The sequence below is a fragment of the Desulfonatronospira sp. genome, from assembly GCA_003563255.1.
GTDB lineage: Bacteria > Desulfobacterota > Desulfovibrionia > Desulfovibrionales > Desulfonatronovibrionaceae > Desulfonatronospira.
The window spans coordinates 1-14403 of the sequence record PWSL01000295.1; the positions used below are offsets into that span (position 1 = coordinate 1).

9 protein-coding genes are annotated in these 14403 nt (G+C 54.4%); 6 read left to right on the forward strand and 3 right to left on the reverse strand.

All coding sequences use genetic code 11. From position 1 onward, the window contains the following. The first annotated feature begins 49 nt into the window (after window positions 1-49). On the forward strand, window positions 50-2698 hold the full coding sequence (alaS, locus tag QZP87_RS08770; RefSeq protein ID WP_291322542.1) for an alanine--tRNA ligase: 2649 nt from the start codon (window positions 50-52) through the stop codon (window positions 2696-2698). Window positions 2699-2906: 208 nt separating this feature from the next. Here the strand turns inward: alaS and QZP87_RS08775 are convergent, their stop codons facing one another. Further along, a complete protein-coding gene (locus QZP87_RS08775) occupies window positions 2907-3290 on the reverse strand; it encodes a hypothetical protein (RefSeq protein ID WP_291322543.1) in 384 nt (127 codons plus the stop codon). A gap of 291 nt (window positions 3291-3581) precedes the next feature. Between QZP87_RS08775 and QZP87_RS08780 the strand changes: the two genes are divergently transcribed. The 5 genes from QZP87_RS08780 to QZP87_RS08800 are packed head-to-tail and all read left to right on the forward strand — an operon-like array spanning window position 3582 to window position 9518. Then, window positions 3582-4418 (forward strand): sulfide/dihydroorotate dehydrogenase-like FAD/NAD-binding protein, encoded by an 837-nt coding sequence (locus tag QZP87_RS08780; RefSeq protein WP_291322544.1) that lies wholly within the window; start codon window positions 3582-3584, stop codon window positions 4416-4418. Between the two features lie 2 nt (window positions 4419-4420). Beyond that, complete coding sequence (gltA, locus tag QZP87_RS08785; protein ID WP_291322545.1) at window positions 4421-5839, forward strand: NADPH-dependent glutamate synthase; 1419 nt, start codon at window positions 4421-4423, stop codon at window positions 5837-5839. Between the two features lie 3 nt (window positions 5840-5842). Then, window positions 5843-6673 carry a regulatory iron-sulfur-containing complex subunit RicT gene (ricT, locus tag QZP87_RS08790; RefSeq protein ID WP_363331006.1) on the forward strand — a complete coding sequence of 277 codons (831 nt, stop codon included), beginning with the start codon at window positions 5843-5845 and terminating at the stop codon, window positions 6671-6673. Between the two features lie 48 nt (window positions 6674-6721). Further along, window positions 6722-8650: a methionine--tRNA ligase gene (gene metG / locus QZP87_RS08795; protein ID WP_291322546.1), complete on the forward strand. Its 1929-nt coding sequence runs from the start codon at window positions 6722-6724 to the stop codon at window positions 8648-8650. Window positions 8651-8663: 13 nt separating this feature from the next. After that, window positions 8664-9518, forward strand: a complete 855-nt coding sequence (locus QZP87_RS08800; protein ID WP_291322547.1) for a hypothetical protein — start codon at window positions 8664-8666, stop codon at window positions 9516-9518. A gap of 17 nt (window positions 9519-9535) precedes the next feature. Here QZP87_RS08800 and QZP87_RS08805 read toward each other — a convergent pair whose 3' ends face one another. Both QZP87_RS08805 and QZP87_RS08810 read right to left on the reverse strand, forming a co-directional pair. After that, on the reverse strand, window positions 9536-10888 hold the full coding sequence (locus QZP87_RS08805; RefSeq protein ID WP_291322548.1) for a CoA activase: 1353 nt from the start codon (window positions 10886-10888) through the stop codon (window positions 9536-9538). A gap of 35 nt (window positions 10889-10923) precedes the next feature. Then, window positions 10924-13989, reverse strand: coding sequence for an acyl-CoA dehydratase activase (locus tag QZP87_RS08810; RefSeq protein WP_291322549.1), 3066 nt, complete (start codon window positions 13987-13989; stop codon window positions 10924-10926). Window positions 13990-14403 lie beyond the last annotated feature (414 nt).

Consider the following 14403-nt stretch of genomic DNA (forward strand, 5'->3'; position numbering starts at 1 on the left):
CCAGCAGCCCCAGGAGGCTCAGAGCGATCCGCAGGACAGGAGTTGACAGGTGCTGAGCGCAACAGAGATCAGGGAAAAATTTCTCAGGTTTTTTCAGGAAAACGACCATACAGTGGTTCCCAGTTCTCCCCTGATTCCGGCGGACGATCCCACTCTGCTTTTTACCAATGCCGGTATGGTCCAGTTCAAAAAGGTTTTTCTGGGCCGGGAAAAAAGGGACTACACCCGGGCGGTGACCTCACAGAAGTGTCTAAGGGTGGGAGGCAAGCACAATGACCTGGAAAACGTGGGACGTACCAGGAGACACCACACCTTTTTCGAAATGCTGGGCAATTTTTCTTTTGGTGACTATTTCAAGGAAAGGGCCATAGCCCTGGCCTGGACTTTTCTGACCCGGGAGCTGGGACTGGATCGGGACAAGCTCTTTATCACCATATTTTTTGACGATGACGACGCTCACAGGCTGTGGCAGGAAGTGGCCGGGGTTACTCCGGACAGGATTTTTCGCCTGGGGGAAAAGGACAACTTCTGGTCCATGGGGGATACCGGTCCCTGTGGGCCGTGCTCCGAGATACTTTATGACCAGGGAGAAGGCATGGCCTGCAGCCCTGACTGCGCCATCGGGGTCTGCGACTGCGACCGCTACCTGGAGATCTGGAACCTGGTGTTCATGCAGTACGACCGGGACCAGGAAGGCAACCTCAGTCCCCTGCCCCGGCCCAGCATAGATACCGGCATGGGCCTGGAGCGCATCAGCGCAGTCTGCCAGGGGGTGTATTCCAATTATGATACGGACCTTTTGAAAAGCCTCATTACCGATACAGCCCGCAAGTCCGGCAAAGAATACGGCCGGGATCAGGACAACGACGTAGCCCTGGCGGTTATTGCCGACCATGCCCGGTCCTCGGCCTTTATGATAGCTGACGGGATACTGCCGTCCAACGAGGGACGGGGCTATATCCTGCGCCGGCTCATACGCAGGGCCTTTCGCTTCGGCCGGCACCTGGGGCTGGCTGATCCTTTTCTGTACCAGACGGTACAGGTGGTGGTCCGGGACATGTCCATGGCCTATCCTGAGCTGGAAAAAAGCCGTGATTTCATGATCCGGGTCGTGCGGCAGGAGGAGGAACGGTTTTCCGAGACCCTGGAGAAAGGTCTTTTGCTCCTGGAAGAGGAACTGAAGAAGCTGGGATCCCTGCAGGTGAACACCGTACCCGGGGAGACGGCCTTCAAGCTCTACGACACCTACGGGTTCCCCCTGGATATTGTCAACGATATTGCGGAGAAGCGCGGTTTCAACGTGGACGAAACCGGGTTTCAGGAATGCATGCATGATCAGAGGCAGCGGGCCAGGGCCGCCTGGAAAGGATCCGGTAACGCCGGACTTGGAGAGGTTTTCAGCAGTCTGGAGGGGGGTGTGCCCCAGACCAGTTTCGTGGGCTACGACCGTCTCCAGGCACAGGGCGAGATTGTGCTCCTGGTGGACCAGGAGAACCGCAGCAGGGAGTCTCTCAGCCAGGGGGAAAAGGGCTGGCTGGTGGCTTCCAGGACGCCTTTCTACGCCGAATCCGGCGGCCAGGTGGGAGACCGGGGACGTATTCAGGGCTCCCGGGGCCAGGCCATGGTCCGTGATACACAGGACCCGGCCGCTGGTGCAGTTGTCCACCAGGTGGAGATAAGCAGGGGGGAACTCTACAGAGGCGATGTAGTGGATCTGACTGTTGACGAAGGACGCCGGGTGGCCACGGCCAGGAATCATACGGCGACTCATCTGCTGCACCTGGCTCTGCGCCGGGTTCTGGGGGAGCATGTGCACCAGGCCGGGTCTCTGGTGGATGAAAAAAGGCTCAGGTTCGATTTTACACATATCCAGGCCCTGACCGGGGATGAGCTGGAGCGCATCGAAGAAGAGGTCAACTCCGCCATTTTATCGGATTACCAGGTGCTGGTAAAGGTGATGGATTACTCCCAGGCGGTGAAAGAAGGGGCCATTGCCCTGTTCGGCGAAAAGTACACGGACAGGGTCCGGGTAGTCTCAGTGGGTGATATTTCCATGGAGCTGTGCGGGGGCACTCATTTGAGGTCCACGGCCCAGGCCGGGACTTTCTGCCTTGTAAGCGAATCCGCTGTCGGTTCCGGGATGCGCAGGATTGAAGCCCTTACCGGCTGGGATGCCCTGAACTACTGGAAAGGCATGCGCAGAAACGTCGATTCTTTGCAGGAGGCCCTCAAGGTTGCCCCGAATCAGCTTGTGGACAAGGTCCTGGCTCTGCAGGAGCAGGTGCGCGAGCTTGCCAGGGAAAACAAGGCCCTGTCCCAGAAGATTTCAGCTGAACAGGGCAGAGATATCGCCTCTGAAAAGAAGATGGTGGGCCGGGTGCCTCTTATCGTCCGCAAGGTGGATGTGGGTGACGTGGACGGTCTTAGAAGCCTTATGGATGATATCCGCTCCAAGCTTAATTCCGGTGTGGCCCTGCTGGGCACCCGGAACAAGGGCAAGCCCATGCTTCTTTTATACGTCAGTAAAGACCTTCACGGGAGTTTTACCGCCCCGGAGCTTATCAAGGAAGTGGCCAAAGAGATCAAGGGCGGTGGTGGCGGGCGTCCGGACCTGGCTCAGGCCGGAGGATCCGATGCACAGGGCCTTGACAGGGCCATGCAGCGTCTGGAGGAAATCCTGGCTGAGCGTATGACGTAACTGTAAAATTTTTGTCAGGCGAAGACTCGTGACATGAAGTCAGAGGTCAGAGGTCGGCAGTCGGAGGTCGGCAGTCGGAGGTCGGCAGTCGGAGGTCAGAAGTCGGAGGTCAGAAGTCAGAGGTCAGAAGTCGGAGGTCAGAAAAATCAAATAGTTAATCTGTATTCAATTTCTGGCGGATGTATCAGCGTATGATGTAAAATGCGCTTCAGGCATAAGCCTGTAGCATGGGTGGCCCGGGCGGAGTAAGATCCATGTTTTTATGCTTCTGGTAGGCCCTGGAGGCGGTTGCCGGGTCCGTAGCCCCGGGATTGAAGGTCTGGGGACCATAAGATGAGAGCCTGTGGACATCCCCGGCCTCGTACATGGCGTGCATGAATTTCTGTTCCGGGGTAAGCCCGGGAGGCCTCCCGGATACTTGAATATGTTCGCTGCTGTACTCAAGGGAGATGTTTTTCCACTTGAACCCCATAGACTTCTGGGTGCTTTTCACCCTGGACATTTCCTTTAGTTTGTCCATGGAGGAAGTCTTTTGCTCAACCAGTGAGTAGAAAGAGGCCGGGTGCCCGGTTGCAGCGGTAATGTGAGTCATGGTATCAGATAAATAACTTCTTCATCTTTCTAATGAGTTTAGTTGGGGGTACGGGTACAGCCCGCTTTAATGTCACTACAGCGGCATTTTATTTGAACTCGAAGGGGACTGGCTCACCGCACTTATTTTGCTTACAGAAGACTGACGGATTTTAAAAATCAGTGCGGGTGCCTGTCCCCGGTGGCCAAGGCAAAAGTTAACATAAAGTGTCGCTGTAGTTCTATGTTATTTTATAACTATTTATTTTTTCCAGGCAAGAGTTTTTTGCCGGAAAAAAACCAGGCGGTTAACATGGGAATAATAATCCAGAAAAGAGCTTTGATCCCCAAAAGAGTTACTGAAATGACTGTAAAGGCCCCTGTTATTGCCTCCAAGGCCAGACCTGGAAATTTCGTGGTTATGCGGCTGCACATGAAAGGTGAACGTATTCCCCTGACCATAGCTGACGCAGACCCGGAAAAAGGCCATATTGTAATCGTATATCTGGTCATGGGTAAAACCACTGCCTTACTGGATACAATGAATGAGGGCGACGCTATCCTGGATATCTGCGGCCCACTGGGCCGGCCCACCAGAATCGAGAAAAAAGGCACTGTGGCTTGCGTGGGTGGAGGAACGGGCATTGCCGCCCTGCATCATATAGCCAAGGGCAATTTTCAGGTGGGCAACAAGGTGGTGTCTGTCATAGGAGCCAGGAGTAAGGATCTTTTACTTTTCAAGCCGGAGCTGGAAAAGATTTCCCACCAGGTTCTGGTATCTACTGATGACGGCAGCCTTGGGCACAAGGGTCTGGTCACCGAGGTACTGAAGGAATATCTGGAAAGGGATCCGGAAGTAAAAGAAGGAATCGGTGTGGGGCCGGTACCCATGATGCGGGCCGTGGCCGAAGTCGCTCAGCCATTTGGCATCAGGACCCTGGTCAGCCTCAACTCCATCATGGTGGACGGGATAGGCATGTGCGGTTCCTGCCGGGTGAACGTGGGCGGGGAGATACGTTTTGCCTGCGTGGAAGGGCCGGAATTCGAGGCTTCCCAGGTGGATTTCGACGAACTCATGATGCGCCTGCAGGCCTTTAGGTCTCAGGAGAAAAAGTCCATGGAACTGTTCGAGAAAAAAGAGCTGTTGTGATTATGCAAAAAAAAACCAGGACCAGAATAAGTCCCAGAGTTTCCATGCCCATGCGGGATGCTGTTGAAAGGGGCAGGATGTTTTCAGAAGTGGCCCTCGGCTACAGCCAGGAACAGGCTGTAGCCGAGGCCGGGCGCTGCCTGCAGTGCAAAAAACCCACCTGCATCAAGGGCTGTCCTGTGGATGTGGACTGCAAAAGCTTTATCCGCATGGTGGCCCGCAAAGATCTGAAAGGGGCCTTTGCCAAAATCAAGGAGACCAACAGCCTGCCGGCCATCTGCGGGCGGGTCTGCCCTCAGGAGAACCAGTGCGAAAAGACCTGCAAGCTGCGTCCTACAGGCCAGCCCATAGCCATCGGACGTCTGGAGAGATTCGTGGCGGACAACTATTATGCCCGGACTTCCTGCGAGGAAGAAACCGGCGGGGAGGCCTGTTCTGTAGTGGATGAAAGCCGGAAGGTCGCGGCCATAGGCTCCGGTCCAAGCAGCCTGACCCTGGCCGGATACCTGGCAGCCAACGGGGTCAAGGTGAGTGTGTTTGAAGCACTGCATTCGCCTGGCGGGGTTCTTCTTTACGGCATACCCGAGTTCAGGCTTCCCAAATCTGTGGTGCAAAGGGAGATCGACTCCCTGAAAAATTTACAGGTTGATTTTTTATGCAACTACGTAGGCGGAATGAGCGTGACCCTGCCCGAGCTTTTCCAGCAGGGTTACAAGGCTGTTTTCCTGGGAGTGGGGGCTGGACTGCCCAGGTTCATGAAGCTGCCCGGGGAGAGTCTCATCGGAGTTTACTCCGCCAATGAATACCTGACCCGGGTAAATCTCATGTACGGATATAAGTTTCCTGAATACGACACCCCGGTGCCACCGGGCAAAAACGTAGTGGTCATCGGTGGGGGCAATGTGGCCATGGATGCAGCCAGGACCGCCCTGCGGCTTGGTGCAGAAAGGGTCAGGGTGGTTTACAGGCGCACCAAGGGTGAGATGCCGGCCAGGCAGGAAGAGTTGGAACATGCTCTGGAAGAGGGCATCGAGCTGGAGATACTCTCCTCCCCGCTGTCATTTCACGGCGATGACCAGGGGGTATTAAACAAGGTGGTTCTGCAACGCATGGAACTGGGCAAGCCTGATGAGTCCGGGCGTAGAAAGCCCGAGCCCATAGAAGGCGATACTTTTTCGTTGGAAACTGACCTGGCCATTATGGCCGTGGGTACCGGGGCCAACATGGTTTTGACCCAGACCACCCCGGAACTGAAACTCAACCAGAGGAACTATATCTGGGCCGACCCTGAAACAGGGGAAACCAGTATGAACATGGTTTTTGCCGGAGGCGACATCGTTACCGGGGCCGCCACCGTGGTGGAAGCCATGGGAGCAGGCAGACGGGCTGCCCGCGAAATCCTGCGGCGGCTTGAAGGATAGTTTATGGCACAGATCGTGGGGGTAAAATTCAGAGAACAGGGCCAGATTTATTATTTCCAGGCGTCTCCATTTGTTCTGTCACCCGGGGATGCGGTAATAGTCAAGACCGAGGAGGGACTGGGGCTGGCCAGCGTGGTTCAGGTCAAGGAACGCCTTCCTGAAGGTTTTGCTATGGAGGACTTAAAACCAATATTCAGACTGGCCAATGAAGAGGATTTCAAGGTCCAGGAAGAAAACAGGGAACTGGGCCGGGAGGCCTTTGCTTACTGCAGGAAATGCCTGGAAGGGAACACCCTGGAAATGAAGCTGGTGGATGTGGAAGTCTTTTTTGACCGCAGCAAAATAATCTTTTATTTTACCGCTCCCGGCCGGGTTGACTTCAGAGACCTGGTCAAAGAACTGGTCAAGGTCTATCGCACCAGGATAGAGCTGCGCCAGATCGGGGTCAGGCACGAGACCCAAATGGTGGGCTCTCTTGGCAATTGTGGTCAGGTATGCTGCTGCCGACGGTTCATGCGCCAGTTTGTCCCGGTGACCATCAAAATGGCCAAAGATCAGAACCTGTTTCTGAATCCGGCCAAGATATCCGGGGTTTGCGGCAGACTTTTGTGCTGCCTCAATTTTGAACAGCCGCATTATGCCCAGTTTCAGAAAAATCTGCCCAAACTGGGTAAAAGATACAAGTGTCGGGAGGGTTACCTCAGGGTCATCCGCGCCAACCTTTTCAGGGACAGTCTCACCGTCCTGGACGAGGAAGGCACGGAAAAGGAAGTCCCCTTGCAGGACTGGCCCCAGATGCTTCACAAGCCGGACAAGAAAAAGGAACACAAGTAGGTACAGCCCGCGCTGAATATGCTTTAAATCATGCAGGAGGCATGCAAGTTGGAAAGTTTTTTTGTTTCCACTCCCATATACTACGTCAATGCCAGGCCGCACCTGGGCCATGCCTACACCACCATCGTGGCGGACAGCGTTAACCGCCTGCACCGTCTGCAGCGGCGCGACACCTTTTTGCTAACAGGCACGGACGAGCACGGGGACAAGATAGTGGAAGCAGCTGAAAAAAACGGTCTGGCCCCCAAGGAATACGCAGACAAAATTAGCTCCCTGTTCAAAGAGGCCTGGCCCTGGCTGGAAGTGGAAACTTCGGCCTTTATCCGCACCACCGACCCGGAACATATCGAATGCGTGCAGCGGTTTCTTACTACCGTCTACGAAAAAGGGGACATATATTTCGGGGAGTACGGGGGGCATTACTGTTTCGGGTGCGAGCGCTTCTATACCGATAAAGAGCTCAAAAACGGTTTCTGCCCGGATCACCTGGAAAAGCCCAGGTATCTTCAGGAAAAAAACTACTTTTTCCGCATGACCGACTATCTGCCCGCCCTCAAGGAACATATCCGGAACAACCCCGATTTTATTCAGCCCGAGAGGTATAGAAACGAGGTCCTGGGCATGCTTGGGGATGAACTTACGGATCTTTGCATATCCAGGCCCAAGTCCAGGCTGACCTGGGGCATAGAACTGCCCTTTGACAGCGATTATGTCACCTACGTCTGGTTCGACGCCCTGATAAACTATATCTCGGCCCTGGGCTGGCCCCAGGGGCAGCCCTTCAAAAAGTACTGGCCCGGGGCTTACCACCTGGTGGCCAAGGACATTCTCAAGCCCCACGCAGTATTCTGGCCCACCATGCTCATGTCCGCCGGGGTGGACCTGTACCGGGGGCTCAGGGTTCACGGGTACTGGACAGTGCAGGAGGCCAAGATGTCCAAAAGTCTGGGCAATGTTGTCCAGCCCATGGAGATGGCGGAAAAATACGGCCTGGCCCCTTTTCGCTATTTTCTGCTGCGGGAGATGCAGTTCGGCCTGGATGCAAGCTTTTCCGAAGAGGGCCTGGTGAACAGGCTCAATTCAGATCTGGCCAATGATCTGGGTAATCTGTGCAGCCGCACCCTGGCCATGACCAACAAGTACTTCCAGGGCCTGGTGCCGGAGATGTCCGCCCTTGCTGACGAGGATCAGGAGGTGGTGGACGCCGGGCTGACCGCCCTGGATGAATACGTACGCCTGTTCGGGGATTTTCAGTTTTCCAGGGGGCTCAGTGTACTCTGGGGGTTCATCGGCAGGCTGAACAAGTATGTGGATGAAAGCGCCCCCTGGGTGCTTTACAAAGAGGGACAGACCAAACGACTGCAAAATGTCATGTACGTCCTGCTGGAAGGACTGCGTAAAATCGCCCTGCATCTGTGGCCGGTGATGCCTTCCAGTTCCGAGGAACTTCTGCGGCAGCTCGGCACCGGTTTTGACCTGCACGCAGTCGATCTTGACCGGGAGGGCGAACACTGGTCAGGGCTTAAGCCTGGGGTCAAGGTGGCAAAAAAATCCAATCTGTTTCCCCGAAGAGACCTTGTGTTGCAGCAGGATCACCCCCCCAAAAACGCTGAAAAGAAACAGAAAGAGTCTGATAAATCTTCCCTGGAGGGACAGGTCAGCTTTGAGGATTTTCAAAAGCTGCACATGGTCACCGGCAAGGTGCTGCAGGCGGACAAGGTTCAGGGAGCGGACAAGCTGCTTAAGCTTGAGGTGGATATCGGTGAAGAAGAGCCTCGCACTATAGTGGCCGGACTGGCCCGGCATTTTGAGCCCGGAGACATGCAGGGACGTCAGGTGGTGGTGCTGGCCAATCTGACCCCCAGGAAGATCCGCGGTGTAATGTCCCACGGTATGGTCCTGGCGGTGCATCAGGGAGAAGACATGGCCTTATTGACCAGCACAAAAGATACGCAGCCCGGAAGCCGGGTAAGTTGAACAAGATAACCCCATGCACAAGGTTTACGAGGTCATAAATGACCTTTATGATGCCCTGCACTACGTATGGGAGCATGATCGGACCCGGCAGACAATCACCACCCTGCTCATCGGGACATTCCTGGTTACCCTGACCCTGACCGAACTCAACCGTTTCGGGATGCTCCCGGACACCCTGGGAGAAAGGCTTACCACCAATCCCTTCTATTCAGTCAAGCTGGCCTTTACCCTTTTGCTGGTAAATGAGCTCATTGGGCTCATTTTTATCCTGCCGTGTTCGGTCTCCCGGGCAGTGGGCAAGCAGCTGGAAATCCTGTGCCTGATATTTCTAAGGAATGCCTTCAAAGAGCTGAGCCATTTTACCGAACCCATTGTCCTGGTGGACCAGCTGGACGCGGTTCTGCGCATCGGGGCCAACGCCATGGGTGCGGTGGTCATCTTTGTGCTTCTGCATCTGTATTATCGGCAGTATGTTAAGCGCATCGGCAAGGCATCCCGGGGGCAGAGGGTGTACAGGTTTATTTCGGTAAAGAAGCTGGTGTCCATGATCCTGCTTTTGATTTTTACCATCCTGGGCATCTATCACCTGAGCCTTCTGTGGATGCACGGGCAGGGCATACCTTTCTTTGCCGAGATATACACCATCCTGGTCTTCAGCGATGTTCTGCTGGTGCTGGTAGCCAATCGCTTTTTTCCCGGATTCAATGATATCTTCCGCAATTCCGGTTTTGCCGTGTCCACTCTGCTCATGCGGCTGAGCCTGACTGCGCCTGCTTTTCTAAACGTGGTCATAGGCATAGGGGCGGCCCTGTTCGCCCTGCTTCTGGCCATGGCCTACAAGAGAAGCACCTGGGATGATCCGGGGTAAGAAATCCTGAACAACTATTACTTATCCGCCTGGTTGCGGCGGTTCTGCCTCTGCTGGGCCTGGTACATGAAGGTCCTGATGGCCAGATCGCGGTTGGGCTGGATGGAGCCGTCATAGGAGGCGTCCAGGTATGGGACCTTCTTCTCCAGCAGGATGGGCTTTAATATTGCCGAGCATATAGTGCTGGGCATGCAGGTAAAGGGAAATACATTGACCACCCCGTCGTAGTTTTCATGCACGTATTCCAGGGCGCCTCCTATGCTGATGGCGGCTTCGGTGCCGATGTCAAAATTGAACAGGCGGTCGTTGTCCAGTCGTTTCTCCAGGCTTGAGATGCGGTGGTCCTCGTGAATATCCAGGTGCTTGCGGGCCCGGGAATAAGTCTGGTCCTGACGCCAGAGCTGGTATCTGATCTCGATCTGGTAATCCAGCCATTTGCGCGAAGCACTGAACATGCCCTGGATATCTCCCTTTTTCCATGACTGGGTCCACTGCCTCCGGGTATCGCGCAGGTTGGAATAGGCCACGAAATTGAACCATTCCCCCAGGGAGGCGTCCACAACTTCACCGCCATAGGTTTCAATTTCGTTTATGAGATGCTGATTGGACTGAGGGTGGGTACGCAGATAAATTTCCCCGATGATTCCAATGAGCGGGCGCCTGGGTTTTTCCGGATCCATGAGCTTTGTGGCGCGTTTTACAATGTCCTCCAGCAGGGTGTACAAGGCGTTGAAATCCCGGCTTTCACCAATGGATTCGATCTTGTCCCGCATGTTCTGCAGGGCCTCTTCCATGAAGGCATCGGTTTGGCCCGGGACTTGCTCATAGGGTCTGACCCTCCAGACCACCCGGTCCAGGACATCGGAGATGATGGTGGCCACGTAGGCCAGGCGCCTAAAGAGTTTGGATTTTTCCTCGGGCATGATCATGGACGAGGAATATGTATCCGTTGAGGACAGGTACGTAATATTTACATCTTCGAACTCGGGGAACTTGTCCAGCACCAGTCTGTGCATCTTGTTATACATGCCGAAACGGCAGGGCCCGTCCGCCTCAGGCATGAAGTAGACGTAATCCTCAGGGGAAAAGTCAGACCCCAGGCGCTCTTTTTCCTGCTTGAGGTAGTAAAGAACGTCTCCCAGGGTTACCTGGCAGGGGAAGCATTCCTTGCCCGAAGTGAACTCCTTGCCCAGCTCCAGACCGTCGTATGTGGGCATGACCTGGGCCGGGACCCCGTAGGCCCTGAAGCAGGAGGTCAAAAGCCGGGACCCGAACGGCGACATGTCCGGCATAAGCAGGGTTTTGCCGGTGATGTCAAACTGACCGACACTTTTGGTTAATCTTTCTTCAAAGAATTGTTGTTCTTGCATGGTGTTATAAGGGTTTGAGGTTTTGTATTTCCGGCCTACTGCCCCACCGCCTGGTCCAGTGAGGTTGTTTTTTCTTTTTTGACCAGGTTGTCCTTGAGGATGTTCTGGACTACGTTTTTATAAGCCTCGATGCGGGTGAGCACGCCGGCAACGGCGCTGTGCTCATCCAGTTCCAGTATCAGGGGCGGTTTATTCTGCAGGATGTACCCGTAAAAATGTTCAATGAAAGAATCCGGGCCGCATGAGAAGTTGGTCAGGTGTACCCCGAACCAGTTGGGTTTCTGGGCGATGAGCTTGGAAGTGCGCAGGATGCGTCCGCCCAGGCCCCAGTACATGCGGGGAAAGTCCTTGAGGTTTACCTGCTCATAGTCCACGAAATCCATGGGCAGGGCGGTTATGTCCAGCTTGGCCAGCTGGCGTCCCAGACGCAGGTTGAGCCTTTCGTCATACAGGTTGTAGGGCCTGCCTGTGACCACCCATACCGGATTTGTCTGGTCCAGGCTGGAGATTATCTCCCGGCCTTTCTGCTGCATGGTTTTTTTGAACTCCATCTGCCTGACCCAGGCCAGGGATACTGCCCGCTGCACTTCCTTTTCCCGGAATTTCAGGCCCGGCGGCAGGGAACGTGATAATTCGTAGGCGATACTTTCTATGCCCTCCTTGAGAAAAAGGGTGGGCCGGATGAGTCTGTTTTCGTCAAGCTGCAGGGCTGCTGTAGCCATGTACTGGGAGCTTTCCACCATGGGGCAGAGCACCCCTCTTTCACCGTCTTCGTCCGGAGTGGGCACGTTGATGGGGTTGGGCAGAAAAAGGTAATCCGCCGGACTGTCCTGGAGAAGTTTTGCATGGCCGTGAAAGACCTTTACCGGGAAACAGGTCTCAGCGGTCATGGATTCCACTCCTGTGGAGGCGATTTCGTGGTTGGTGTATGGAGTGAACAGGACATTGAGCCCCAGTTCCGAAAATATATTAGCCCAGAGTATGCCCCATTCCAGGGAATGCAGGGCCATTGGGATCCCGATAACCGGCTGCTGAGGCCTGGGTTTTTCCATGCTTTTCCAGTCCATCAGGGCGTCCTGGGGCATATGCCGGCTGAATAACTCTCCCCGCAGCAGGAAAAAATTGTCCTTGGTCTGGCCCTGGACTGTAGAGGTCTCATACCGGCCGCAATCACCGCCCCAGATGCTTTTTCGCCCACCGAAGCTGTAGGTTTTGAGTTTGCATTCGTTATGACATTTCTTGTCAGCCCGGCAGATGGATTCCTTGAAGTTGACCTCGATTGCGGCCAGATCCTTGAGGTCACGCTCTTTGACCCGGATTTCCCCGGACTTGAATTTTTCCTGTACAGCCAGGGCGGTGCCGTAAGCTCCCATGACCTCGCGGTTTTTGGGAACAATCACGGGCTTTTGCAGGATCCGCTCAAAGGCTGCGACAATGCCCTTATTCAGAGAAGGCCCCCCAAGAAACATTATTTTGTTGCCGATGTGCCTGCTTTCCACCACCCGGTGCAGGTAGTTGCGGACAATGGCGAAGCACAACCCTGCGATGAGGTCTTCGCGCTGCGCTCCCTTCTGGGAATATCCCACCAGGTCCGATTCCATGAATACGGTACACCTCTCAGCCAGGTTGACCGGCGTGGGTGCGGACAGGGCTATGTCCTGGAACTGACCCACTATATTGATATTCATCTTGCTGGCAAGCTCGTGCAGAAAGCTTCCGGTGCCTGCAGCACAGATCTTGTTCATGGCGAAGTCCACGGGATGGGAGTCCTTGATGGATATATACTTGGAATCCTGGCCCCCTATTTCAAATATGGTGTCTATGCCGCTGTCCACTGCCACAGCGCCCCTGGCATGGGCCGTGATTTCGTCGATGATGAGGTCAGCGTCCAGAAAATCTCCCACAACGTTGCGTCCGGATCCCGTGGTACCCACGGCCTGCAGGTCGATCTTGTCCCCGGCTTCCTGGTCCAGGTACTGCAAAAGTTCCTGGGCTACCTCAATGGGCTTGCCCTTGGTGGCCACATACCTCTTGTGAATTATTTTACCATGTTCGTCTACCAGACTATACTTGGTGGAGGTGGAGCCGATGTCTATTCCAAGGAAAGCCTTGATTTTGGCCTTGCCCGGGGAACGTAGGGGTTTCAGGCTGTTGTCGGAGTCAAAGTGGGACAGGTTCAGCTCCAGGGACTGGGCCCTGGGAAAGCTGTAGCTGGAAGCGGCCATGCTTTCGTCCAGGCGCTCTGGTTCCACAGTGTTTTTCAGCTTCTGTCTGCGGGCCTGCAGGGCTGTACCCAGGGCGCCCAGAGATGTGTGGTGACTGGGCACATTGAGGTCTGGAAAATGTTTTCTAAAGGCCTGCACCAGAAGTTCATTTTCGGCCATGCCGCCTATAAAGGCAATGGGCTCATGCAGTTTGCGGTTGGATACAATGGTACTCAGATAGTTGGCAGCGGTGCCGTGGTGCAGCCCTGCAATAATATTGCTCAGGCTTTCACCCTTGTTCTGCAGGTGGATCATGTCTGACTTGGTGAACACAGTGCAGCGGCAGGCCACCGGGGCCGGATAGCTGTTTTGCAGGCCCAGGGCGATGAAATCGCGCAGTACCTTTTGCAGCTTATTCTGATCCATTTCAAAATCGCCCCCGTACATGGCGTAGGCCAGACGTTCAGCCTGCTGATCAATGAATGAACCTGTGCCTGAGGCACAGGGGGAGTTGAGGTTGAAGGCCTCCAGGTACCAGTTGCTATCTTTGTCGTATTCAAGTTGAAATAACGCCGCGTCCTGTCCGCCGATGGCTATAATCGTTTTTACACCGGGCAATACCCGGGTGGTGCCCAGTACCTGAGCGATGGTCTCCACCTCGAAGGGGGCGTCCAAAAACCGGCTCAGGATTTGACCCTGGCTGCCGGTAAAGGAGATGGAGTTGATCTGTGCCGGGTCGAAGTGCTGGTATATTCGGCGCAGGCTGTCCCTGGTTCCTTCCAGGATCAGTCCAAAATGACGATTGTAAGGGCATTCAAATACAATCTCGCCATGAGCATCCACCACACAGCAGTTTATGCTTACAGAGCCTACATCCAGGCCCACGTCGTATGTCATCAAGTTCCTCCCTGAAATACTCATACTGGTAACTGTATGAGAAAATAAATCCCGCTTTAACCAGGCATTGCAGCCCTGAAAAAGACTCTAAAAGTTATCACTACAGCGACACTTTATTTGAACTCGAAGGGGACTGGCTCACCGCACTTATTTTGCTTACAGAAGACTGACGGATTTTAAAAATATGTGCGGGGTGCCTGTCCCCGGTGGCCGAGGCAATAATTAACACAAAGTGTCGCTGTAGTGTTATAGTATCGAGTGTAATGAATCAATTCTTATGCAGTCAAATTGTTCGACTTCCTACCGGGATTTATCGTTTTTGACAAGTTTTTTAGACTGACATATTTACTCCTCATACCCAGCACTACAGCGAAACTTATATATTGACCTCCGGGGACTGGCTCACCGCACTTA

Excerpts from the sequence above, each read along its gene's own strand:
- QZP87_RS08775 (WP_291322543.1), bottom strand. The coding sequence starts at position 3,290 with ATGACTCACATTACCGCTGCAACCGGGCACCCGGCCTCTTTCTACTCA.
- QZP87_RS08780 (WP_291322544.1), top strand. The coding sequence starts at position 3,582 with ATGGGAATAATAATCCAGAAAAGAGCTTTGATCCCCAAAAGAGTTACT.
- gltA (WP_291322545.1), top strand. The coding sequence starts at position 4,421 with ATGCAAAAAAAAACCAGGACCAGAATAAGTCCCAGAGTTTCCATGCCC.
- ricT (WP_363331006.1), top strand. The coding sequence starts at position 5,843 with ATGGCACAGATCGTGGGGGTAAAATTCAGAGAACAGGGCCAGATTTAT.
- QZP87_RS08800 (WP_291322547.1), top strand. The coding sequence starts at position 8,664 with ATGCACAAGGTTTACGAGGTCATAAATGACCTTTATGATGCCCTGCAC.
- QZP87_RS08805 (WP_291322548.1), bottom strand. The coding sequence starts at position 10,888 with ATGCAAGAACAACAATTCTTTGAAGAAAGATTAACCAAAAGTGTCGGT.
- QZP87_RS08810 (WP_291322549.1), bottom strand. The coding sequence starts at position 13,989 with ATGACATACGACGTGGGCCTGGATGTAGGCTCTGTAAGCATAAACTGC.